Here is a 21,867-nt window from a genome sequence, read left to right as displayed (position 1 = left end):
TTTTTTTTCCAAAATTTGTGTGAAATTTCACATCAAAAATAACGGATTTGCGGCAATTAGAAAAGATGTTTCTGCAATATCAGTTCTGTCAGATCGCTACAGGTGCTTTAATGCCAGGATGCGGATCGTAATTTTCCAACGTAAAATCTTCGAAGTCGAAGTCGAAAATGTTTTTGATTTCCGGATTCAGCTTCATCGTTGGCAGTGGTCTCGGATCCCTTGAAAGCTGTTTTTTCACCTGCTCGAAATGGTTGTTATAGATATGAACATCTCCAAAGCTGTGCACGTAATCCCCTACTTCAAGACCGCAAACCTGGGCCACCATCATCAGCAATAAGGCATAGCTCGCAATATTGAAAGGAACCCCCAGAAAAACATCGGCACTTCTCTGATACAACTGCAGCGACAGTTTTCCGTCGGCCACATAAAACTGGAACAAGGCATGGCAGGGTGCCAGCGCCATATTCGGGATTTCGGCAACATTCCAGGCGGATACGATCAATCTTCTGGAGTCCGGATTTTTTTTGATCTGATCAATGACTTCGGTAATCTGGTCTACGATTTTTCCGTCTGCACCGTTCCAGCTTCTCCACTGTGCGCCGTAAACGGGTCCCAGATCGCCGTTTTCATTGGCCCATTCGTCCCAGATGGAAACGCCGTGATCATTAAGATATTTGACGTTGGTATCACCCTTCAGAAACCACAACAGCTCATGGATAATAGATTTCATGTGAACCTTTTTTGTAGTGACCAGCGGAAAACCTTTTGAAAGGTCATATCTTAGCTGGTAGCCGAAAACACTTCTGGTTCCCGTTCCGGTTCTGTCGGTTTTATCGGTTCCGTCGTCTAAAATATGCTGTAAAAGGTCTAGGTAATTCTGCATTGGAAAGATTTTGTGGCCCAAATTTAAAGAAAGAATTTCAAAATATATCAAAAAAAGCATCCATTTTCATAGACGCTTTGTATGGCTGAAAGGCTCAGATTCTATTATACTGCGGTGTAGCCGCCATCGATAAGATAATAACCTCCGGTCATGAATGATGATTTTTCTGAACTCAGGAATAGGACCAGTTCGGCAACTTCTTCAGCTTTTCCAAGTCTGCCCATCGGGTGTTTCGCGATAAGAGCATTTTTCATATCATCACTCAGGCTTTCTAAAAGCGGGGTATCAATATAGGCAGGGCCTACCGCATTGCAACGGATATTTTTCTGTCCGTATTCGGCACCGATATTTTTCGTAAGACCTACGACTCCGTGTTTTGCAGCGGTATATGCCGAGGAAAGCGGGGCCGCCACCGTTCCGTGAATCGAAGCCATATTGACGATTATTCCGCCTTCGTTTTTTTCCATCTGTTCAAGCTCATATTTGCATCCGTAAAAAACACCATCGAGGTTGATGCTTAGTACTTTTCTCCATCCGTCGAGGCTATAATCGCCGGTTTCGGCCTGTTCGCCACCTATTCCCGCATTGTTGCAGGCAATATCTAAACGTCCGTAAATCTCAACGGTTTTTTGTACAAGTGCTTCTACTTCTTCAGGTTTAGCGGTATCGGCTTTTACAAATGTTGCTTCGCCACCTTTCGCTTTGAGGTCTTCAGCCGCCTGCTGTCCGTGTTCTTCATTGATGTCTGAAATGATGACTTTGGCACCTTCTTTAGCATACGCATGGGCAATAGCTAATCCGATTCCTGATCCGGCCCCTGTAACCAGGGCTACTTTGTTGTCTAAAATTCCCATATTGATAACTTTTATTTGTATTCAAAAGGCACCACAAACCGGGCCAAAACCGGCAAATTGCTTCATAAGTAAGCATTAAAGTTTTCTTAAAATTTACTCGGGACACCAAGTTGGCAAAACCATTATGTTGCGACATAATTCGACATAAATGACTACCATATTTCTTTAATGGTCTGGGAGATATTGTTTACGGTAAAGGTCTGTCCCAGAGCCAACGCATTCATTGATTTAGCCAGGGGAGATTCGGGGGATACTGTAATGATCTTATGATTGTCCAGGATGAGATCTCCGGCGGAAACCGCAATATAAAACAGACCTTTTTCAGTTTGCACCAGGGCTCCGGTCTGCACTTTTGGGCATGGTTCTGCGGTGATCTTCTGAAGTGATGCCTGTTGATTTAATGTTTCGTTAAGCTGTCTCTGCAAATTATTAATTTCCTGCTGCAGCATTTCTCTTCCGGTTTCGTATTTGTCTCCCATCGAGCTTTTGGTATCGTTATTTGAAGCGCGCGTGCTTTCTATTAAATCTTCAAACTTCCGGATTTTTTCCATCAGCCTGTCTTTTACCATTACCAAAATCCTAGATTTATCCATATCGGGTGTTCATTTTCATTATACATCCAAATTTATTGAATAAATCTTACCTCTATTCAGTCTTTTGGATATAACATAATATTAAACTTTAAAAATTTATTCCTAATAATCTTTCATTGAGGAATATCATTTGAAAAACGTTGTCAAGAGACATCTCATCAAACAACTATAACATTCTGTTTTTGAGTTATCTAAAATTAGTTAACATAATAAAATTTTTATCACCACTATTTGAAAATTATTTAAATTTATACCATACAAAAAATATAAACTTTTAGTCTTTTTTAAAGCCTGAAAAAGTGGTACGGGAAATTCCCCGTCATTTAAAAATCTAATTTTCAACTATCATTGATGTAAAAAATTAGTAATTTCATACAATGTTTCATAAGAGGCTACCCAGATTTGGATAGCCTCTTTTTCATTAATTAAATATTCTCAGAAGATCCCTTTCCGGAATTCCTACTTTTCAAAAACTGCATAATCGCCAGGTTGGAAACTGAAATTTTTTCCTTCTCCAAAATTTTTGTTCATTTTGGTGAAAACATTTTTGAAAATTCCCGATACATGCTGGTCTTCAATGCTGAAATCGACTGGTTCTTTCGACAGATTCAATACGACCAGAACTTCGTCATTGCCATTTTTGCGCAGGTAAGCGAAAATTTTATCATTTGCCGTTGTATTCAGAATATAGGTTCCAACGTTGGGATCTCCTCCTCTTAAGGCAGGATTTGCGGATTTAAGATTCAGCAAAACTTTATAAAAGTCTGACATCTGGTAATCATTCGTCCATTCGATGGGATCTTTCTCAAAAAACTCCAGCCGCTTCATATTGGGAAGTTCCTGCCCGGAATACAACAGAGGAATTCCGTTCCATGTGGCGGAAAAGATCGCCATGGGTTTGGTGATCACGCCATATTTTTCGTATTCGGTTCCGTTCCATGAATTTTCGTCGTGATTGGTGGTAAACCATGCTCTCATCGAACCATCCCCGATATTGGAATATTGAATTAACAGGTCTTTGAGATCCTGTATCGGAAGATTTTTCTTGTAGTAGTCTTCGGATTTATGCATCCATTTCCAGGAGTAGCTGGCGTCGAATACCTTTCCGTATTCCGGATTTTCAAGCTCATCATATTCTCCGATCCAGAAGAGGGGTTTTATTTTTTCCACTTCAGGGCGTGCCTGCTGCCAGAAATCGACTTCTACCCATGAAGCAAGGTCACAGCGAAAGCCGTCGATCCCGGTTTCCCTGACCCAGAATTTCATGGCATCGATCATCGCAAGGCGCATTTCCTGGTTTTTATAATCCAGTTCTATGATATCATCCATTCCCGATGCGCGGTGGAAGCTTCCGTCCGGATCTTTCAGATAAAATTCGGGATGTGTTTTTGTCCATACGTGATCCCAGCCGGTATGATTAGCTACCCAGTCGATGATGACTTTGAATCCAAGGCGGTGGGCTTCATTCACCATGTGTTTAAAATCATTCATGGTCCCGAATTCCGGGTTAATGGATGTATAATCTGCGGCTGCATACTGACTCCCGAGGCTTCCTTTTTTATTCAGCTGGGCAATGGGAGTCACCGGCATGAACCATAAGGTTTTTACGCCCATGGACTTTAGCCTTGGCATTTCTTTTTCAAATGCCCTGAAGGTTCCTTCTTTGGTATATTGTCTTACATTGACTTCATAAATATTGGTGGTGTGTTTCCAGTCTTTGGGTAGATCCGTCATCTTCTTTTCGGTATTTTGAGTGGCACAGGAAATGATTCCCAAGCCCATTATCGCTATTAAAATTAATTTTTTCATTAATTCTCTTTTAACAAAAATAGGAATTGTGATCGGAAAAAGGGAAATATGGAAGATGAATTTTATGAAAAGTACCATGAAGGATTTTGAGGAATACAAACGCTAGTCTTTTCCATGCTTATCTTAAATACTATGTGGAGTTCCATTTGTGAAATATGAACCCTCCGTACAATTTGAAGCCTGCTACCCTAGCACCGATTGCCGCGGCATCCTTTTTTTGAAGTGGGAAAAGCAAGGCAAAAAAAAGATACAGCAGAAAGCGGGAAACAGCTGCAAATAGGAATCATGAATTTTGACCGATGGGTGATGAGTGATGAATGATGATGGATGATTGATTCTATTGATATTCTGATGATCAAAAAAGCCCCGAATTTTCATTCAGGGCTGTATATTTTTATGGTTTACGATTATCTTTCGTCATCACTGTCATCTTCATCATCGAAAACATCATCGTTGTAGTCTTCTTCTTCCTCGTCATCAAAATTTTCATCGTCGTCATCTGCAAAATTGCCGGTTACCGCAAAATCGTCTTCGAATCCGAAATCATCGTCCATTAAAGGCATTGCAGATTTCTTTTTAGATCCTCCGGTTCCGCTTTTACTTGGTGCTTTTAAAGGAACGTTTCCGAACCTGTACACCGTGATCGGATAATTTACGCCTTTGGTTTCATCAATGATTTCTACCAATTCGCAGAAAAATTCCCAAAGATCCAGCAGTCCGTACTGGAATTGGGCTTTATCACCTGCATTTTCGAAAGCTTCATCGATGTATACATCCGACATAATCTCTCCGTCGCCATCATCACTCATGTCTTCCAACGGAACACTTTTTACGATCGTTCCGTCTTCTTCCAGCAGATTAAAAGCAGACAGCTCATCTCCCTGCAAGCTGAACGCGCTTTTAATTCCTAAGTGTAAGTTCCATAGCGTCTGTTTTCCTTTAACTTCGATATCCCGGAAAATATCTTCTTTCGCATCTAATATTACGCGGATTTTATAAACCATCAGTTTTAAAATTACTTTTTACCTTTATTATTATGATAAATCTCTGTTGCAAATATAAAATAAATGAGAGGTGACAAAAAAATATTTCAGGATTTTTTAAATTATTTTTTTTTCTTACATTTTGCAGCAATTATTTACTTTTTTCAAGCATAAAACTGAATTTTGTACCTTCAAGATACACACTTTCCACGGTAATATTTTCGTTGTGCGCTTCCAGGATATGCTTCACAATGGCCAGCCCCAGTCCTGAGCCTCCTTCTCTCCTGCTGCGGCTGGTTTCCACGCGGTAGAATCTTTCAAAAATCCTCGGAAGGCTTTCGGATTTGATTCCCATCCCGTTGTCGATCACTTCGATCAGGACTTTATTTTTAAGAACACTGGTTTTTACAACGACTTTGGCTTCCTGCCTGTTGGCGTAATGGATCGCATTGGAAATAAGGTTGATAAAAACCTGGGAAATCTTCTGTTTGTCTGCCTCCACAAAAATCTGCGGATGCAGGGTCTGAATCTGCAGGGAAGCATTGTGTTTTTCGGCTTCGAGGTCGAGAAGGTCGAAAATTTCTTTGATCAGTAAGTTGACATCAAATTTGGATACGGTAAGGTTTATTTCGCCCGCTTCCAGCCTGTTGATCATATCAAGATCGGTAACGATGGCAATGAGCCTTTCTACGGATTTATCGATTCGTTCCAGGTATTTGTCACGGATGGTGAGATTGTCTACTCCACCGTCACGCAGCGTTTCAACATATCCCTGGATGGAAAACAGAGGGGTTTTAAGTTCGTGAGAAACATTTCCGATATATTCTTTCCGGTAGCTTTCCATTTCTTTCATCATATCCAGCTCGGTGACTTTCTGCTGATTGAGATCTGAAAATCGTTCTCCCAATTCTTTGATCGTAATGTTTTCATTATCATGAGTCACAATCTCCTGGGGAAGAAGCTGAGATAAGCCACGAACCTGTTTTTTTCCGTAATAGTTAAAAAGAAGTTCAAGGACAATATAATTTGTAATAAAAATGACGATAAGGCAGATAAAAAGCCCGATATTGAAGAAAGGAGTATCGTAATAGAGATCTTTTAGCGAATCGAAAGTGATTACTAAAAGAAACATCACCAATGTCAGGAGACAAGAGGCGACGAGGGTAAGTCTGTAAAATTTCAATTTTACAATTTTTTATGGGTTGATGTAAAGATAGGAAATTGAAACTGAGTATTAAACGATAAGTTTATACCCAATTCCTTTTAATGTCTGAATGGTATTGATACCAAGCTTTTCCCTTAATCTGCGGATGTGGACATCGATGGTTCTTTCGCCTACAATGACGTCATTTCCCCAGACTTTTTCCAGGATCTCTTCTCTTTTGAATACTTTTTCCGTATTGGAAGCCAGTAAATAAAGAAGATCAAATTCTTTTTTAGGAAGCAAAAACTGCTGTCCGCTTTTTGATACTCTGAAATTGTCTTTATCGATCACAAGGTCACCGATCTCGATAAGCTTGGAGTTGTCGGACACCTGAGAGGTAAGCTGAAGCAGTGCATTTACCTTTGAAATAAGGATTTTCGGTTTGATAAGTTTAACAATGTAATCATTGGCGCCTGCCTGGAAACCTGCCAGCTGTGAGAATTCTTCACTTCTTGCAGAAAGAAAAACAATCAGTGTTTTTTGAAGTTCTTTAACTTTTCGAAGTTCCTGACATGTTTCGATACCGTCTTTTTCGGGCATCATCACATCCAATAAGATAAGATCAGGGACAATTTCTTTGGCTTTTTCTATACCTTCGTTACCATTTGTAGCGGTAAAGATATCGTAGCCTTCTTTTTCTAAATTGTAAGACAGAATCTCTAAAATATCCAGTTCGTCGTCTATTAAGAGGATTTTCTTTTGGTTCATTTCTAATTTTTACGCATCAAAGTTAATAATATTTTAATCACAGTTTAACAAAAGGGACATCGTTCACATAAAGTTAACAATAATATCCTTTTCTTAATGTTTAGTTAAAAAAAAATTAAATTTCCCTAAACCATTTACCCGCCTGATTCTTTATTTCTTTGCAGCGAAATGAAAGATAAAGTAAAATGAAGAAACAAATTCACAAGAGCATTATGCTACTTGCCTTGTTTTCCGCTGGCTATGCATTTGCACAAAGCCAGGTTCTAGAAGGTAGGGTGTTGGACGAAAAAGACAATACTCCTATTGAAGGTGTAAAAGTGAAGGTTAATGATCAGGAGGTGACGACTGATATTACCGGAAACTATTCTTTAAGCCTTCCACCCGGAACCAACTACATCATTACCGTAACTTCCAATGGCTACAACAGAAAGGAGATCAGCGAAGTCGTTGTAAAAAATGATGCGAATACTCACCTTGACATTGTTCTCGACAAACAGCCTTCTACCAAAGAAAAACAGATCGAGGGGGTCGTGATAAAATCCAATGCGAGAAAAGAAACGATTGCCTCCACCATCGGTTTACAGAGAAATGCAGGTGTCGTTTCGCAAGTAATCGGTGTTGAAGCCATTAAAAGAAGTCCGGACAGAAACACAGGAGAAGTTCTGAAAAGAGTTTCAGGGGTGAGTTTGTTCGACGGAAAATATATCGTGGTAAGAGGATTATCCGACCGATATAACCAGGCCATGCTTAACGGTATTCAGCTGTCGAGTACAGAACCGGACAGAAAAACTTTCTCTTTCGACCTTTTCCCGGCCAACGTGATCGAAACCCTTGTCATTAATAAAACATTCATCCCTGAATACAGTGGAGAATGGGCAGGAGGATTGATCCAGGTAAATACTAAAGATATTCCCAATAAAAACTTTTTCAATGCGCAGGTGGGTGTAGGAGGAAACTCTATCACGATGGGCCATGAGTTTAAAATGCAGAAAGGCGGAAAATGGGATTTCCTGGGAATTGATGACGGGACAAGAAAACTTCCTACCGGAATGCCTGCAAAAAATGCTTTCAGCGTTTTGAGTGATGCAGAGAAAACCGAATACGGAAGACAGTACACGAAAAATCTCGGATACAATTCAAATGGCTTTCCTGAAAATGTAAGCTTACAGCTAGACGGAGGTTTCAACACCAAGCTTTTCGGAAAAGACCTGGGAGTTATTGCCGTTTTAAACTACAGCAACAACAAAAGGAAAATCGAAACGAACAACAGATTCTTCACGATCAACGGGCTTTTAGCCGATACGAATTTTGATTACTATACTGAAAAATATCAAAACGATGTTATTCTCGGAGGCTTATTAAATTTAACGTTAAAACTTAACAACAATAATAAAATTTCCCTGAAAAACATCATCACCAACAACACGGTGAACCATATGTCTTTCAGAACAGGTAAGGATTTTGAATTTGATCCTATCAACGGGACCAACATCATTGCGAGAGAGATCGGATTCAAAGAAACGACCTTCTATAATTCAACCCTTAACGGAACACATAAAATTGATGCTTTAGGCGGCCTTACCGTGAACTGGTACGGAAGTTTCGGGATTCTTGATCAGTACATTCCGTTATTGCAGCGTTTACAGTACAACCAATATCCTGACATCAACGGGAGTCCTTATTTAGCTTTGATTTCAAATGGTCTTTCTCAAAAATCAGGAAGTGTATTCTACTCTACGCTTAGCGATTACCTGTACAATGCAGGTGGAGACGTATCTAAAACGTTTGAGATGTTCGGGCAAAAGCAGACTGTAAAAGGAGGATATTTATTCCAGGTAAAAGACAGGGTTTATAACTCAAGACCTTTCTCGGTGAGGCTGGCAGGCTACAATCAGTCATTGCTTTCCCAACCTTTCGAGACCATTTTTAATTCTGAAAACTTCGGAACGGATGGCAGCAAATTTACTTTTGATGAGATCGGCGGTAACCAGTACCGATATATTGCAAACACCATCCTTAATGCTGGATATTTACAATTTGACAATAACTTTACCCCTTGGTTCAGAGCAGTTTGGGGACTTAGAATCGAAAACTTTGACCAATTGGTAGGAAGTACCAAAAAGAGCGACGACCGTTTCGTAAACACAAGGGTTACCGACTTTTTACCGGCATTAAACATGACCTTCAAGCTGACGAACAACATGAATCTTCGTGTGGCTGGTTCGCAGACCGTTGTAAGACCGGAATTCAGAGAGGTATCACCTTTAGCCTATTATGACTTTGATTTAGGAGCTACCGTGATCGGTAACAAATTTATCCAGAGAACAAAAATTACCAGTGCCGACGTACGTTGGGAGTGGTATCCTAGAAATGGAGAAATCCTTTCCGTGGCAGGTTTCTACAAAAACTTTAAAAATCCTATCGAATTGTACTTCAATCAATCCGGGGTAGGAACCAGTAATACATTCAACTACTTGAATGTTGACAAGGCCGATGCTTACGGAGCAGAGCTAGAATTCAGAAAAAAGCTGGATTTCATGAGCGCTCTTAAAAACTTTACCTTGGGCGGAAACTTCGCTTTAATCAAAAACAGAGTTACCGACGAAGCGACCAATGTTGACAGACCGATGCAGGGGCAGTCTCCATATACAGTAAACGTAAGCCTTCAGTACGATACTGAAAAATCAGGATGGTCTTCCACGGTTCTTTTCAACATGATCGGAAGAAGAATCCTGTATGTAGGAAATGATCAGATCCCTCCGATCTGGGAAAACCCAAGACCGCTTCTGGATTTCCAGGTAGCGAAGAAACTTTGGCAGAACAAGGGAGAAATCAAGCTTAACATTTCAGATATCCTGAACCGTCATGCTAAATTCTACCACGATCTAAATAACAACAAAAAATACGACAGTGCAGATGCACTTGCTATCGACAGGGTAACCGGTACCAATATTAGTTTAACTCTGGGATACAGCTTTTAATCAATTAATCAATATTTAATAAAAATAATTCTTTATATCATGAAAAAATTTGTTTTATACGCTTTAATGCTTGGTACTATTGCAACTACTGTTACAGCATGTAGAAACATAGAAGAAGATGGACAAACTATCGTTCAGAACGGTAACTCAGGTGGCGGGACCACTGAAAACCTTATTCTTTCAGGAAAAATCACTTCAAATCTTACTCTTAAAGCTAACAATATCTACAAATTAAGAGGATTGGTATACGTAACGAACGGTGCTACTTTAACGATTGAACCGGGAACCAAGATTGTAGGTGAAGCCGATAAAAACGGGGCTTTAATCATTACCAGAGGAAGTAAAATCATGGCCGAAGGTACTGCCAGCAATCCTATTATCTTTACTTCTGAAAAGCCAAGTCCAAAAAGAGGTGACTGGGCAGGTTTAGTAATTCTTGGTGCTGCTCCTACCAACGCTTCTTTCAACGGACAGGCTGGTGTAGGTGAAATCGAAGGAGGAATCAACAACTCTGAAGGTTTAGGTCTTTACGGCGGAACCAATGCTGCTGACAACAGTGGTGTATTAAAATATGTAAGAGTAGAATATGCAGGATATGCATTCTTACCGGATAAAGAAATCAACGGAATTACTTTCGGAGGAGTAGGTAGCGGAACAACAGTAGATTACGTACAGGTTTCTTACGCAAACGACGACAGCTTCGAGTGGTTCGGAGGTACTGTAAACTGTTCTCACATTATCGCTTATAAAGGTCTTGATGATGATTTCGATACCGATAACGGTTATTCAGGAAAAATCCAGTTTGGTATCGCCGTGAGAGATTCTCAGATTGCCGACGTTTCAGGATCGAATGCTTTCGAATCTGACAATGATGCCAACGGTTCTTCATTAACGCCGCAAACTTCTGCAACATTCTCGAATATGACGATCATCGGGCCGGTAAATTCTACGAGCTCATCTACAAACGTAGGTACGATCAACTCCCTATTCCAAAATGCTTTACAGATCAGAAGAAACTCTTCGATCTCAGTATTCAACTCAGTATTCACAGGATACCCGGTAGGATTATTTATTGATGCTACAAAAGGTACCCCTACAGATAACAACATCGGAACTTTAAAATTGGTATTCCAGAATAATATCCTGGCCGGTACTATCACCCCATTGAAATTCGGAGCTTCTACAACATCTCCTACTTCTTTCACATTGGCAGATCTTACCGCTTGGTATAACAGTAACGGGAATTCAACATTGACATACACTGCTGACGCGAAATTTACAAATGCATGGGCTCCTGCAGGAACAACACCGAACTTCTCTCCTGCTTCAGGTTCGCCGCTATTAACAGGAGGCGTATTCACAAACACCAAGTTGACAACATGGTTTACACCGGTAACCTACAGAGGTGCTGTGAAAGATGCAACTGATACATGGTACGCAGGTTGGACAAACTACAATTTATAATCAGTAATTAGTTTCTTCATATCAAATTAAAAAAAACGGCATTGGAAGTATTTTCCGATGCCGTTTTGGCATTTCAGGAATAACCGTTTTATTGTTAATCATTAAGACCTGTTTAAAAAGTTTAGTTTAATTAAGGTCATATCTAAATATTGTATAGCAACGATATTCAGTCCGTTTACGGATTAATTGGCTATTTTTAATTTATTAAATCAATATTAATGGTTCCTTTTAAAGTAAAAAATACAGTCTCCCATCAGATTGCTTGCCTCCATATTGTGAAAATAACCGGAAAATTTGGTAATTTGGTATTCTCAAATAAATGCGTTTAAAAATATCAATTGAAGCATAGAAAATCTGATCTAATTATGAGAAAAAAATATCTCAAGCTCTTCGTTGCAGCGGTCATTATAAGTTCTCCGTTTGTTTTTCACTCTTGTACCGAGGAAGATGATGTGGAAACAATAGCCATCGTCGGAATCGCTCAGGATCCTTCCAACTTCAAAGGAGAAGTTACCAACGGGCAGGTAGTAACCCTGGACGCTACGAAAGTATATGTCCTGAACGGTGCCGTACGGGTAAAGAACGGCGGAAAGCTGGTGATTCCTGCAGGGACAAGAATCGTGGCCACTGCAGGTGTCGAATCATACATTCTTGTAGAACAGGGCGGACAGATTTATGCCAACGGAACACCGGCATCACCCGTTACCTTTAATGCCTCTGCTGCCACGGCAGGAAGCTGGGGCGGAGTGATTATCTGTGGGAAAGCGCCCATCAATACCGGAGCGACAGGCACCACGGAAGTCGGAAATGCAGCTTACGGAGGAACTGCCGCTACTGATAATTCAGGATCATTAACGTATGTAAGGATTGAAAATGCAGGCATCAGCTATGCGACGGATAAAAACTTTAACGGTATTTCCCTCTATGGCATCGGAAGCGATACCAAAATTGAAAATATTGCTGTGGTAAACGGAGCCGAAGACGGCATACAGATCTACGGAGGAACGGTAAACCTTACCAACATCGTTTCTGTAAGCAATGCAGATGATGCTTTGGTCTGGACAGACGGATGGACCGGGACCGCTTCCAATATCTATACAAAAAGAAGAACCAGCGGCACCGGAAATACCGGAATCAAAGGGATCAACAATACAACTAACGCAGATGCGGAACCGAGATCGAATCCTGTCATAAAAAATATAACCCTTATCGGCGGTGCTACCGGAGAGGCTCAGGCAGTGAGATTGTACGCCGGAACAAAAGCCAGCTTTGAGAATGTTATTGTGTCTAACTGGACCGACGGCTTCAGTCTTGAAAGCGATTCTACAGTAACCCACTTCAACGGGCAAAGTAAAATCAAAGATGTCTTTTTTGATACCAATGTCACCCATAAAATGACAGCCAAGGCAACCGATGGCTCTGATGTAACCATACAGGCTTCAACCTATAATGAAAAAGCAGATGCTACAGGCGCAGGAAACCAGCTGGCAAGCCCGGCCTGGGCAGTCGGGTGGTCTTCTTTACAGTAAGAAAATTAATATACAGCAGCACCGGTTTTTTCCCGGTGCTTTTTTATTCTTCATGATCAGATATTTAAATTAAACGTGTCCGGACCGGTTAAGTATCTATTCGTCCCGACAAAGAATTCCAACGGTGGCATTCCGAAAGTGAAGATCCAGGTACAATATCGGTTGTGATAGGTAGCTCAACCCCACCAGAAAGATCATAAACCTCACTGAACTATTGTTTCAAATGTTTGGATCAGTAATGTATCGGTCCTATGACATGAAAGACCTCATCAATGGTGTTTCCAATGGAAAGCGTGATATCATGAACCTCAAAATGGACGTTCAACAACCTGTCGCGACAGGTCAATCACCCCACCAGATAAATAATGAACCGCTCCGGATCATTTTATTAAAGGTTCGGATCAGTATTTTACCGGTCTGAAGATGTGAAAGACCTCATCAATGGTGTTCCCAATGGAAAGCGTAATATTATTAACCTCAAAATAGGCGTTCAACAACCTGTCGCGACAGGTCAATCACCCCACTGGATAAATAATGAACCGCTCCGGATCATTTGATTAAAGGTTCGGATCAGTATTTTACCGGTCTGAAGATGTCAGACACCTCATCAGTAGTGATTTTAATGGCAAGCATGACGTTCCTAAAATTCAGGCTATTAACCTGAGCCCCTGACAAGAGGTATTTTAAATAATTGATTTTCAATAAAAATTATTTTATCGCAAAGAGAAACAAAGAAATTTTTAATCTTTGAGACGTTTTTAAGTTAAACAATGCCACTTCGTTTATCAAAGTAATACAAGAATTTTGTTTTACTTTAGTTTCACGACTTTGGATATCTTAAATTGATTATACTTTTTAGCTTTGCGATTTTTATAAACTTATTTCGATGTCAGGTTAAATAAAAAAGAGGCTGTCCTTAAAGTTTGGGCAGCTTATTTTTTACGCCTAAAAATTGAATAAGTAATTTTTATGCTCCAGCGGAGCAAATCCTATGCTGTGCTGTAAAATCATTATTTAAATCAGATAAAGTCTTGGCGATTACAAAAAAGGACTATCCAGACTTTTAGCACTTGAACAGATAATTTTTATGCTCCGTAGGAGCAACATCTGTGTAGAAGAAAAAACAACAGCATATCGAAAGCACGCCGTAGGTGTGCTATGATAAGATAGAACTCCAACGGAGTTCCGGTACCAGATGCTGATATTAAGCTTCACAAATATTGCTCCGCCGGAGCAAATCCTATGCTGTGCTGTAAAATCATTATTCAAATCAGATAAAGTCATTTCGATTACAAAAAAGGACTATCCAGACTTTTAGCACTTGAATAGATAATTTTTATGCTCCGTAGGGGCAACATCTGTGTAGTATAAAAACAATAACATATCAAAAGTACGCCGTAGATTCTGTGTGCTATGAAAAGATAGAACTCCGACGGAGTTCCGGTACCAGATGCTGATATTGAGCTACACAGATATTGCTCCGCCGGAGCAAATCCTATGCTGTGCTATAAAATGATCTTTCAAATCAGATAAAGTCTTGGCGATTACAAAGAAGGATGATCCAGACTTTCAGGACACTTTCTTTTAAATTATCTTTAAATCATCTAAGAATACTCAAATTTTCTGACTGCTTCCAGAGTCATATCAATTTCCCGGTCTTTGATGGCATCACTGATGAAATAAGTTTCATAACCGCTTGGCGGAAGGTAAATTCCGTTGGTGAGCATCTGGTGGAAAAAATTGTTAAATAATGCATGATTGGCTTCCTGAGCCTCATCAAAGTTACTCACTCTGTTGATATGGAAAAATACAGACATCATCGATCCTTTTCGGTTGATCTTATGAGCGATTCCTTTTTCATTTAAAATTTTTCCGATTTCAAAATCCAAAGTTTCCGTCGTTTTGGCTAACCTGCTGAAAAATTCGGGATCATTTTTAATGAGCTGTAATGTTTTCAATCCTGCTCTCATCGCCAGAGGATTTCCGCTCAATGTTCCCGCCTGGTATACTCCGCCTTTCGGGGCCAGATGATCCATGATTTCGTTTCTTCCGGCAAACGCTCCTACCGGAAGACCACCACCGATCACTTTTCCGTAGGTTACCAGGTCTGCTTTCACATTGAAAAGCTCCTGCGCGCCACCAAAAGCAAGTCTGAAACCCGTCATTACCTCATCAAAAATCAGCAATGCACCATTTTCGTCGCAGATCTTTCTCAATTTCTGGAGGAATTCGTTTTCAGGAAGCACGCAGCCCATATTTCCGGCTACCGGTTCGATAATGACTGCTGCAATTTCCTCTTGATTATGCCTGAATAAATCTTCCACCTGTTCAAAATCATTGTATCTGGCCAGCAAAGTATCCTTCGCCGTTCCGGCCGTAACGCCTGGAGAATTGGGGTTTCCAAATGTGGCAGCACCACTTCCCGCTTTAATCAAAAATGAATCTGAATGACCATGGTAGCAGCCTTCAAACTTTACGATCTTATCTCTTCCCGTAAATCCTCTTGCCAGTCTTACTGCGCTCATACATGCTTCCGTTCCCGAAGACACCATTCTGATCTGGTCAATATTCGGAACGTTTTCCACGATAAATTTAGCAATCTCTGTTTCAAGTTCGGTAGGTGCCCCGAAAGAAAAGCCTTTCTCTGCCTGGATTTTTAATTCTTCCAGAACTTCAGGATGCGTATGGCCCAAAATGGCCGGTCCCCAGGAGTTGATATAGTCGATATAGGTATTATCGTCGGCGTCGGTAAGGTAAGCTCCTTTTGCAGATTTCATAAAAACCGGCACTCCACCTACGGATTTGAAAGCCCGGACAGGAGAGTTTACCCCTCCCGGAATATATTGGTAAGCCTCATCGAATAAAGCTGAACTTCTTTGATATTTCATTTTTAAATTTTCTTTTATTTGTTTAATCCTCAAAATAGAGGGTTCCGTCTTCGCCTGCATAATTTTTCTCCCCATTTATCACTGTCTCATAGATCCTGAATTCGTGACCGTCTTTCAACACGATCCCGGCCGGCTGATAACTGCCATTCAAAACCCTGTTATTCGGTAAGACCGTTTTAAAAATCTCCTGGCCGTCATTTACTGGGTCCGGTTCCGAGAGAACAATCAGACGATCTTTGTCCAGTAAAGAAATCGAGGTATATTTTATGGGATAAACTTCTTTTGAAAATTCATCTGCCATTCCGTAGAGATGTGACGGTCCGGTCGTAAGAATGTAGGGCTTTTTATTATAAAACTGCCATCCTATATAGGCTATTTCGGGGGTACTTCTGTACAATTTTTTAATCTGTGGAATATAAATTCCTATATGGGAATCCTGTGATACGATCTCAAGAAATGTAGTTTTAAAATTGATACGGTACTGCTCTTCGTCTTCGTACGGCTTTATCATTTGCAGATCCTCGTCATCCAGATCCTTCCAGGTCAATACTTGATCTCCGGGATTTTCATTTACCAAGTGAGAACCTTCCCACCTGTCTCTTACTTCAAAACTTTCAGGAATAACGTACGGACCAATTCTCATTTTAGTTTTCATGGAATAATTGTAGTAATTGAATCCGTCAAAAACAACATACTGATCGCCGTTTACAAAAATGGGTTCATCGGATATAAAAGGCATGACCAGCGTTGCATTGCGGTCGACAATTCCAAACTTTCCGTTCTGTACTGCATGAAAGCCTCCTGCTATAGTATCATACCAGCTGATGCTGTTGTATTGAGGCTGAATGACTACAAATCTGCCGGCATCGCAGAGTCCCCATAACTTTCCTTTTCTGAAAGGGATGTATTTCTGAATTTCCTGTGCCGGTAATGTACAGGACATCAACACCAGAAACAGCCAAAGCGATGATTTTATATTTTTCATGGTTAGAAACGAGATCAGTTTCTTGGTTTTTTATCGATTAAATAAATCAGCTGTCCCGGCGAAGGTCTCTGCCCTTCATCCATTCTGTTTTTAGCATATAATTTATTCAATTTGATTCCGAATTTCTGGGCGATATCGTGCATATCTTCTCCGGCTTCGGCTTTATAGGTTGCAGTATTTCCGGCTGAATTTTTAGATTCAAGGAAAACAATGTCATTTTTGTGTAATACATCACCTTCCAGCTCATTCCATTTGATCAGTTTGCTCTCGCTGATTTTAAACTTCTTAGCAATGGCTTCTACATTTGTATCTTCGGGAATAACGATGTATTTTAAGCCGTCGTTCGGGTGACTTTTAATTAAAATCGAATTAAGAATTTCCGCCTTTGTTTTGATTCTTTCCACTCTCTTCTGCTGCTGGGCGTAAAAAGTCTGTTTATATGGAACCTCAATTATTACAGGATCTTTGGTTCTTCTGGTCGATTTTTCCGGCTCCAGCTGGGCCATAAAAGCTCTGTCGTCTTTCAGATTGGGATACATTTTAAGAACTGCATACAGAACTTCTTTGGAACTGGTATTGTCGAATTCGTACAACCTGTACTTTTCAATTTTCCCGATTAATATGGAAGCATAGCGCGGATTGGTAGCGTATCCTGCTTTTTTCAGGCCGGTTGCCCACGCTTTGTAATCTTTCATATCGAGATTAAAAAGGTTTGCGTAATATTTTCTTGTGGATAAGAATATTGAATGATCTTCGTATGATTGTCTCGGATCGTCATACACCCTGAAACACTCATTCGGTGCATCATCCGTATGCTTCATGGTTTTGCCCGTCCAGTCTTCTTTGCATTTGATTCCGAAATGGTTTTTGCCTTCGAGTGCCAGACGGCTCTGTCCGCCTCCGGTTTCCAGAAGCCCCTGAGCAAGGGTAATAGAAGCAGGAATTCTGTATTTTTCCATCTCTTCTACCGCATATTTGGCAAATTTCTGGATGTATTGATCTTCAGTAGCCCAGGTCTGAGCTGAGAATTTTGATAAAACTAAAAGGCTTACGAGTAAGAAAAGTCTTTTCATCTTATAATTTTTATGGTTTGAAAATGAAAGATGGAACAACTTCGTGTTTCATGTTTTCAATTTTACTTTATAATTAAATTTCTGTTCTGTTTTTCCAGGAGCATATTGGCGCCTTCAATCCCCTGCAGTCCTCCGGTGTGAAAGCACAAAATCCTGCTGTCTTCAGGAAAATACCTGTTATCAATCATCTCAAAAATCTTCTGCATCATTTTTCCTGTGTAGATCGGTTCCAGCGGAATTCCGTAATCATTCTTAAAATCATTGATAAAACGGATATTCTCATCATTTATTTTACCATAACCACCAAAAGCTGAATCGATTAGATTAAAATTTTCTTTGGGAGTTAATTCTGAAATCCTATTTTCCAGTGAAGAATCGCTTACCGCCTTAAAGCCGACCACCTTCTGATGTTCTTCACAGAATTTCGATATTCCGGCGATGGTCCCTCCTGTTCCGACTGCGGTGCAAAGATAATCAAAATCTTTTGTTTGGTCATTCAGCATCATTTTAACGCCTTCTACGGCATCTGCATTCGTTCCTCCTTCGGGGATGATGAGGGCCTGGGGAAATTCTTTCTGCAAAAATTCGGTCAGTTTTTCTTTGTGGCGGTATTCTTCGCGGGTGACAAACCTTAGATTCATCCCATTTTTCCGGGCAAAAACCAAAGTCGGATTTTCGCGCCATTTTTCTTTCAGTTCTTCTCCCCTGATAATGCCTAAAGCAGGAATCCCCGTAAGTTTGCCCAGTGCGGAAACGGCAGCAATGTGATTGGAAAAAGCACCACCAAAAGTAATGATATAAGGTTTCTCAGGATTTCCCGCCAAATATTTATTAATGTTAAAAAATAATTTCCAGTACTTATTTCCTGAAATTTCGGGATGAATAAGATCTTCCCTTTTCATAAAGAGCTTTACCTTTTTTTCTACTGGAATTTCAACGACAGGAATATGGATATCCGGAATTTTCATCTGTACAAATTTCCTGAATTTATTTTATATGATAATTTATAAATTAGTTAAACAAAACTTAAAATAAATCTTATAGAAATAAAAATATGATCAAAGATATTTCCGAAAACTCCAGAATTTTCTTTTCTGAAGATAATTCAGATTATGTTCATTGGCATAAGCTTCCCTTTCAAAAGAAATTCTACGGTAGGCCTGATAAGGATTTTTAATCTTAATTAACCAGTAATAATATTCAGCGATGTAGAAAATGTAAAAGAAAATCACCAGCATTTCCATCTGTTGCCTTAAATGAATTTTTTCATGATTAATCAATACTTTATTTTTCTTATCTTCGAGATTCCTAATAAAGATAAAAGGGAAAAGCGTAATGCCGCTGATTTTTAATATTTTTAAAGGTTTATGGCATACAATTATCATACTAACAAATATAAAAAGTTTTTGGCTTAGAGATTTAACCTATGGCACTTTTTGACATCAAAGAAGGTGAAGATTTTTACTACAACGAGCAGGGGTATAAGGTTTTTACAGAAAAATTTCATCTGAAAAGGGGACATTGCTGTAAAAGTGGCTGTAGACATTGTCCTTACGGATACGATAAAAAGACCGATACATTTATTAAAAACGATAAAAAAAATAAATAAAATGAAGCGCTATATTTTTATTTTGCTAGCTTCGGCTACTTTGGGTTTGACATCTTGTAGTCCTTTCAATGTGCGTTCCGATTATGCGGATACCGCCAATTTCACCAGCTACAAAACGTACAAGTTAAGAATCGATGATCTTAAACTGAATGACATTGACAAAGACAGGGTTTTAAATGAGCTTTCGAAACAGCTTCAAAGCAAGGGCCTTCAGTCCGGCGAAAATCCTGATCTGATCATTAATGTAAAAGCCAACCATAAAAAAATCACCGATGTTACAACAACTTCTCCGTACGGAGCCTGGGGTTGGGGCGGACCTTTCGGATGGGGAATCGGCATGAACAGAACATGGACGAGCAATTATAATGAAGGGGCCATTATCGTAGACATGGTGGATGCAAGAACCAATAAACTCGTTTGGCAGGGAATCGGAAGCGGAATATCTGTAGACCGTCCGAAAGCTAAACAAAAACAGATCCCTGAAATCATGGGGGAAATCATGAAAAACTATCCTCCGCAGAGAAAATAAGATTAACATTAATCAGATATATAGAAAGCCAATACCTTATTTGTATTGGCTTTTTTTATGGCTTGAATAATATTTCACCATATTTTAGAAATAATAAACCAGAATTAACAATTCCGTAATTCTTAATTCATAAATTTGTATTAATCTTACCAAACTAAAATATTAACATGAAAAAATCATTATTGATTCTTGCATTCGCCTCCGCTATGGCCAATGCTCAGGCTCCGTCAGGTTATTATAATTCGGCAAACGGATTATCGGGAGCACCTCTGAAAACTGCATTAAGCACGATTATTACCAACGGGCATCAGGACAAAGGATACAGCGGACTCTGGACCGGTTATAAAACAACCGATATTGACAAAAATTATGAAAATGACGGTTCTATTCTGGATATCTATTCTGAGAAACCATCCGGAGCCGATCCTTACAATTATACTCCGGTAACCAATCAGTGCGGAACCTATTCGGTAGAAGGAAACTGCTACAACAGGGAGCATATCGTTCCTCAAAGTTTATTTAATGAAGCGTCGCCAATGGTTTCCGATATCAATTTTATCAGAGCTACAGATGGTAAAGTAAACGGAATGCGCTCCAATTATCCTTTCGGAAAAGTGGGGACAGCAACATTCACTTCTAAAAACGGTTCCAAGCTTGGAAATTCGGCTTCCTCAGGATATTCGGGAACGGTTTTCGAGCCGATCGATGAGTTTAAAGGAGACGTTGCCAGAATGATCTTCTATTTTGTAACGCGCTATGAGAACAAACTTTCTACTTTTTCTTCGGGAAATATGCTGGGCGGCTCGTCGTTTCCGGGATTGCAGACCTGGGAACTGAATGTTCTGCTGGCATGGCATAATCAGGATCCGGTATCACAGGCGGAAATCAACCGAAATAACGCTTCCTATACGTTCCAGGGAAACAGAAATCCTTTTATCGACAACCCGAATTATGCTAATCTGATCTGGGGATCCGGATCTTCAAACGGCGGTGGCGGAACAACACCCCCTCCCACTACGACAGGATGTGCAAATGAAACTTTTGAAACAATCCCAACCACAAGCTCTTCGTCTTATCTGACAAGAACCTGGACCAACGGTGGAATTTCATGGACCGCTACTGATGCAAGAACCGACCAAACCATTTCCACGAAAGCCATTACCGTGAGAGACGGCGCCTTAACTTCAGGCAGCTCTGCCAACGGAATCGGATCACTGACCGTGACCACACAACTGAAATTCTCAGGATCAAACGGTACTTTTACCGTAAAAGTAAACGGAACAACAGTAGGAACTGTGCCTTATAACACCAACGCTACGACAACCACCATCAGCAACATCAACGTTTCAGGAAATGTAGTGGTAGAGCTGGAAAATAATTCAACGAGCAACAGAGTAGCCATCGACAACCTCAGCTGGACGTGTTATTCGGCAACATCACGACAGGTTCAAAATCTTTCGGCAGAATTAAATTCAGCTCAAACCAAATTACAGATTTCTCCAAATCCAATTTCAAACAATGAAATTTTTGTAAAAGGTGAAACACAAAACATTAAAAAAGCTGAAATTTACAATATGCAGGGAAAACTGATGCAGACATTCAATCAGCCTTTTGAGAAAGTCAGAAATTCTATTCAGATTAAAAATCTTCCGCAGGGCTTTTATGTTCTGAAACTGGATGAAAGCAGTTTGAAATTTATTGTGAAATAAAACAAACCTGATTATAATAAAAGCCTTCATCTAGCAAGATGAAGGCTTTCTGTTGATATCATTTTA

At 40.0% G+C, this 21,867-nt stretch carries 19 protein-coding genes; 7 read left to right on the top strand and 12 right to left on the bottom strand.

What is annotated here, in order from left to right; translation table 11 throughout:
* Positions 1 to 88 precede the first annotated feature (88 nt).
* The 7 genes from AC0N32_RS09220 to AC0N32_RS09190 all read right to left on the bottom strand — a co-directional run bounded on the left by AC0N32_RS09220 (position 89) and on the right by AC0N32_RS09190 (position 7,034).
* Complete coding sequence (locus AC0N32_RS09220; RefSeq protein ID WP_476393561.1) at positions 89 to 883, bottom strand: thymidylate synthase; 795 nt, start codon at positions 881 to 883, stop codon at positions 89 to 91.
* A gap of 104 nt (positions 884 to 987) precedes the next feature.
* Positions 988 to 1,737: an SDR family NAD(P)-dependent oxidoreductase gene (locus AC0N32_RS09215; protein ID WP_476393560.1), complete on the bottom strand. Its 750-nt coding sequence runs from the start codon at positions 1,735 to 1,737 to the stop codon at positions 988 to 990.
* 152 nt (positions 1,738 to 1,889) lie between these two features.
* A complete protein-coding gene (locus tag AC0N32_RS09210; protein ID WP_476393559.1) occupies positions 1,890 to 2,330 on the bottom strand; it encodes a hypothetical protein in 441 nt (146 codons plus the stop codon).
* 459 nt (positions 2,331 to 2,789) lie between these two features.
* Positions 2,790 to 4,139: an alpha-amylase family glycosyl hydrolase gene (locus tag AC0N32_RS09205; protein ID WP_476393558.1), complete on the bottom strand. Its 1,350-nt coding sequence runs from the start codon at positions 4,137 to 4,139 to the stop codon at positions 2,790 to 2,792.
* 407 nt (positions 4,140 to 4,546) lie between these two features.
* Positions 4,547 to 5,143, bottom strand: coding sequence for an IS1096 element passenger TnpR family protein (locus AC0N32_RS09200; RefSeq protein ID WP_476393557.1), 597 nt, complete (start codon positions 5,141 to 5,143; stop codon positions 4,547 to 4,549).
* 130 nt (positions 5,144 to 5,273) lie between these two features.
* The gene (locus AC0N32_RS09195) at positions 5,274 to 6,305 is read right to left on the bottom strand and encodes a sensor histidine kinase (protein ID WP_476393556.1); all 1,032 of its coding nucleotides are present in this window, start codon (positions 6,303 to 6,305) and stop codon (positions 5,274 to 5,276) included.
* 51 nt (positions 6,306 to 6,356) lie between these two features.
* Entirely contained in the window at positions 6,357 to 7,034 is a 678-nt protein-coding gene (locus AC0N32_RS09190; RefSeq protein WP_476393555.1) for a response regulator transcription factor, read from the bottom strand.
* A gap of 185 nt (positions 7,035 to 7,219) precedes the next feature.
* Here AC0N32_RS09190 and AC0N32_RS09185 point away from each other — a divergent pair, with 185 nt between their 5' ends.
* The 4 genes from AC0N32_RS09185 (at position 7,220) to AC0N32_RS09170 (ending at position 13,429) form a co-directional block, all read left to right on the top strand.
* A complete protein-coding gene (locus tag AC0N32_RS09185; RefSeq protein WP_476393554.1) occupies positions 7,220 to 10,015 on the top strand; it encodes a TonB-dependent receptor domain-containing protein in 2,796 nt (931 codons plus the stop codon).
* A 39-nt stretch (positions 10,016 to 10,054) separates the two neighbouring features.
* Positions 10,055 to 11,479, top strand: coding sequence for a hypothetical protein (locus AC0N32_RS09180; protein ID WP_476393553.1), 1,425 nt, complete (start codon positions 10,055 to 10,057; stop codon positions 11,477 to 11,479).
* 365 nt (positions 11,480 to 11,844) lie between these two features.
* On the top strand, positions 11,845 to 13,008 hold the full coding sequence (locus tag AC0N32_RS09175) for a hypothetical protein (protein ID WP_476393552.1): 1,164 nt from the start codon (positions 11,845 to 11,847) through the stop codon (positions 13,006 to 13,008).
* 223 nt (positions 13,009 to 13,231) lie between these two features.
* Positions 13,232 to 13,429, top strand: coding sequence for a hypothetical protein (locus tag AC0N32_RS09170; RefSeq protein WP_476393551.1), 198 nt, complete (start codon positions 13,232 to 13,234; stop codon positions 13,427 to 13,429).
* A gap of 1,183 nt (positions 13,430 to 14,612) precedes the next feature.
* Here AC0N32_RS09170 and hemL read toward each other — a convergent pair.
* The 5 genes from hemL to AC0N32_RS09145 form a co-directional block, all read right to left on the bottom strand.
* A complete protein-coding gene (gene hemL / locus AC0N32_RS09165) occupies positions 14,613 to 15,896 on the bottom strand; it encodes a glutamate-1-semialdehyde 2,1-aminomutase (protein WP_476393550.1) in 1,284 nt (427 codons plus the stop codon).
* A 22-nt stretch (positions 15,897 to 15,918) separates the two neighbouring features.
* Complete coding sequence (locus tag AC0N32_RS09160; RefSeq protein ID WP_476393549.1) at positions 15,919 to 16,881, bottom strand: hypothetical protein; 963 nt, start codon at positions 16,879 to 16,881, stop codon at positions 15,919 to 15,921.
* A gap of 14 nt (positions 16,882 to 16,895) precedes the next feature.
* Positions 16,896 to 17,954 (bottom strand): glucosaminidase domain-containing protein, encoded by a 1,059-nt coding sequence (locus tag AC0N32_RS09155; protein ID WP_476393548.1) that lies wholly within the window; start codon positions 17,952 to 17,954, stop codon positions 16,896 to 16,898.
* 62 nt (positions 17,955 to 18,016) lie between these two features.
* Positions 18,017 to 18,922, bottom strand: a complete 906-nt coding sequence (locus AC0N32_RS09150) for a 1-aminocyclopropane-1-carboxylate deaminase/D-cysteine desulfhydrase (RefSeq protein ID WP_476393547.1) — start codon at positions 18,920 to 18,922, stop codon at positions 18,017 to 18,019.
* Between the two features lie 90 nt (positions 18,923 to 19,012).
* Complete coding sequence (locus AC0N32_RS09145) at positions 19,013 to 19,339, bottom strand: hypothetical protein (protein ID WP_476393546.1); 327 nt, start codon at positions 19,337 to 19,339, stop codon at positions 19,013 to 19,015.
* A gap of 41 nt (positions 19,340 to 19,380) precedes the next feature.
* On the opposite strand from AC0N32_RS09145, the gene AC0N32_RS09140 reads away from it, so the two are divergent.
* The 3 genes from AC0N32_RS09140 (at position 19,381) to AC0N32_RS09130 (ending at position 21,801) form a co-directional block, all read left to right on the top strand.
* The gene (locus AC0N32_RS09140) at positions 19,381 to 19,563 is read left to right on the top strand and encodes a DUF5522 domain-containing protein (RefSeq protein WP_029294953.1); all 183 of its coding nucleotides are present in this window, start codon (positions 19,381 to 19,383) and stop codon (positions 19,561 to 19,563) included.
* Position 19,564: 1 nt separating this feature from the next.
* A complete protein-coding gene (locus tag AC0N32_RS09135; RefSeq protein WP_476393545.1) occupies positions 19,565 to 20,092 on the top strand; it encodes a DUF4136 domain-containing protein in 528 nt (175 codons plus the stop codon).
* Positions 20,093 to 20,259: 167 nt separating this feature from the next.
* Complete coding sequence (locus AC0N32_RS09130) at positions 20,260 to 21,801, top strand: endonuclease (RefSeq protein ID WP_476393544.1); 1,542 nt, start codon at positions 20,260 to 20,262, stop codon at positions 21,799 to 21,801.
* The last annotated feature ends 66 nt before the right edge of the window (positions 21,802 to 21,867 follow it).

The organism is Chryseobacterium endophyticum (assembly GCF_056333165.1).
Note: the sequence above shows the minus strand (reverse complement) of the source record. Positions and strands in the feature narration are given on the sequence as shown.

Bases quoted from the DNA above. Each gene is read 5' to 3' on its own strand.
- AC0N32_RS09130 (WP_476393544.1), top strand. From the start codon at position 20,260: ATGAAAAAATCATTATTGATTCTTGCATTCGCCTCCGCTATGGCCAAT.
- AC0N32_RS09200 (WP_476393557.1), bottom strand. From the start codon at position 5,143: ATGGTTTATAAAATCCGCGTAATATTAGATGCGAAAGAAGATATTTTC.
- AC0N32_RS09175 (WP_476393552.1), top strand. From the start codon at position 11,845: ATGAGAAAAAAATATCTCAAGCTCTTCGTTGCAGCGGTCATTATAAGT.
- AC0N32_RS09140 (WP_029294953.1), top strand. From the start codon at position 19,381: ATGGCACTTTTTGACATCAAAGAAGGTGAAGATTTTTACTACAACGAG.
- AC0N32_RS09160 (WP_476393549.1), bottom strand. From the start codon at position 16,881: ATGAAAAATATAAAATCATCGCTTTGGCTGTTTCTGGTGTTGATGTCC.
- hemL (WP_476393550.1), bottom strand. From the start codon at position 15,896: ATGAAATATCAAAGAAGTTCAGCTTTATTCGATGAGGCTTACCAATAT.
- AC0N32_RS09215 (WP_476393560.1), bottom strand. From the start codon at position 1,737: ATGGGAATTTTAGACAACAAAGTAGCCCTGGTTACAGGGGCCGGATCA.
- AC0N32_RS09135 (WP_476393545.1), top strand. From the start codon at position 19,565: ATGAAGCGCTATATTTTTATTTTGCTAGCTTCGGCTACTTTGGGTTTG.
- AC0N32_RS09170 (WP_476393551.1), top strand. From the start codon at position 13,232: ATGTTTGGATCAGTAATGTATCGGTCCTATGACATGAAAGACCTCATC.
- AC0N32_RS09185 (WP_476393554.1), top strand. From the start codon at position 7,220: ATGAAGAAACAAATTCACAAGAGCATTATGCTACTTGCCTTGTTTTCC.
- AC0N32_RS09180 (WP_476393553.1), top strand. From the start codon at position 10,055: ATGAAAAAATTTGTTTTATACGCTTTAATGCTTGGTACTATTGCAACT.
- AC0N32_RS09190 (WP_476393555.1), bottom strand. From the start codon at position 7,034: ATGAACCAAAAGAAAATCCTCTTAATAGACGACGAACTGGATATTTTA.
- AC0N32_RS09155 (WP_476393548.1), bottom strand. From the start codon at position 17,954: ATGAAAAGACTTTTCTTACTCGTAAGCCTTTTAGTTTTATCAAAATTC.
- AC0N32_RS09150 (WP_476393547.1), bottom strand. From the start codon at position 18,922: ATGAAAATTCCGGATATCCATATTCCTGTCGTTGAAATTCCAGTAGAA.
- AC0N32_RS09210 (WP_476393559.1), bottom strand. From the start codon at position 2,330: ATGGATAAATCTAGGATTTTGGTAATGGTAAAAGACAGGCTGATGGAA.
- AC0N32_RS09145 (WP_476393546.1), bottom strand. From the start codon at position 19,339: ATGATAATTGTATGCCATAAACCTTTAAAAATATTAAAAATCAGCGGC.
- AC0N32_RS09205 (WP_476393558.1), bottom strand. From the start codon at position 4,139: ATGAAAAAATTAATTTTAATAGCGATAATGGGCTTGGGAATCATTTCC.
- AC0N32_RS09220 (WP_476393561.1), bottom strand. From the start codon at position 883: ATGCAGAATTACCTAGACCTTTTACAGCATATTTTAGACGACGGAACC.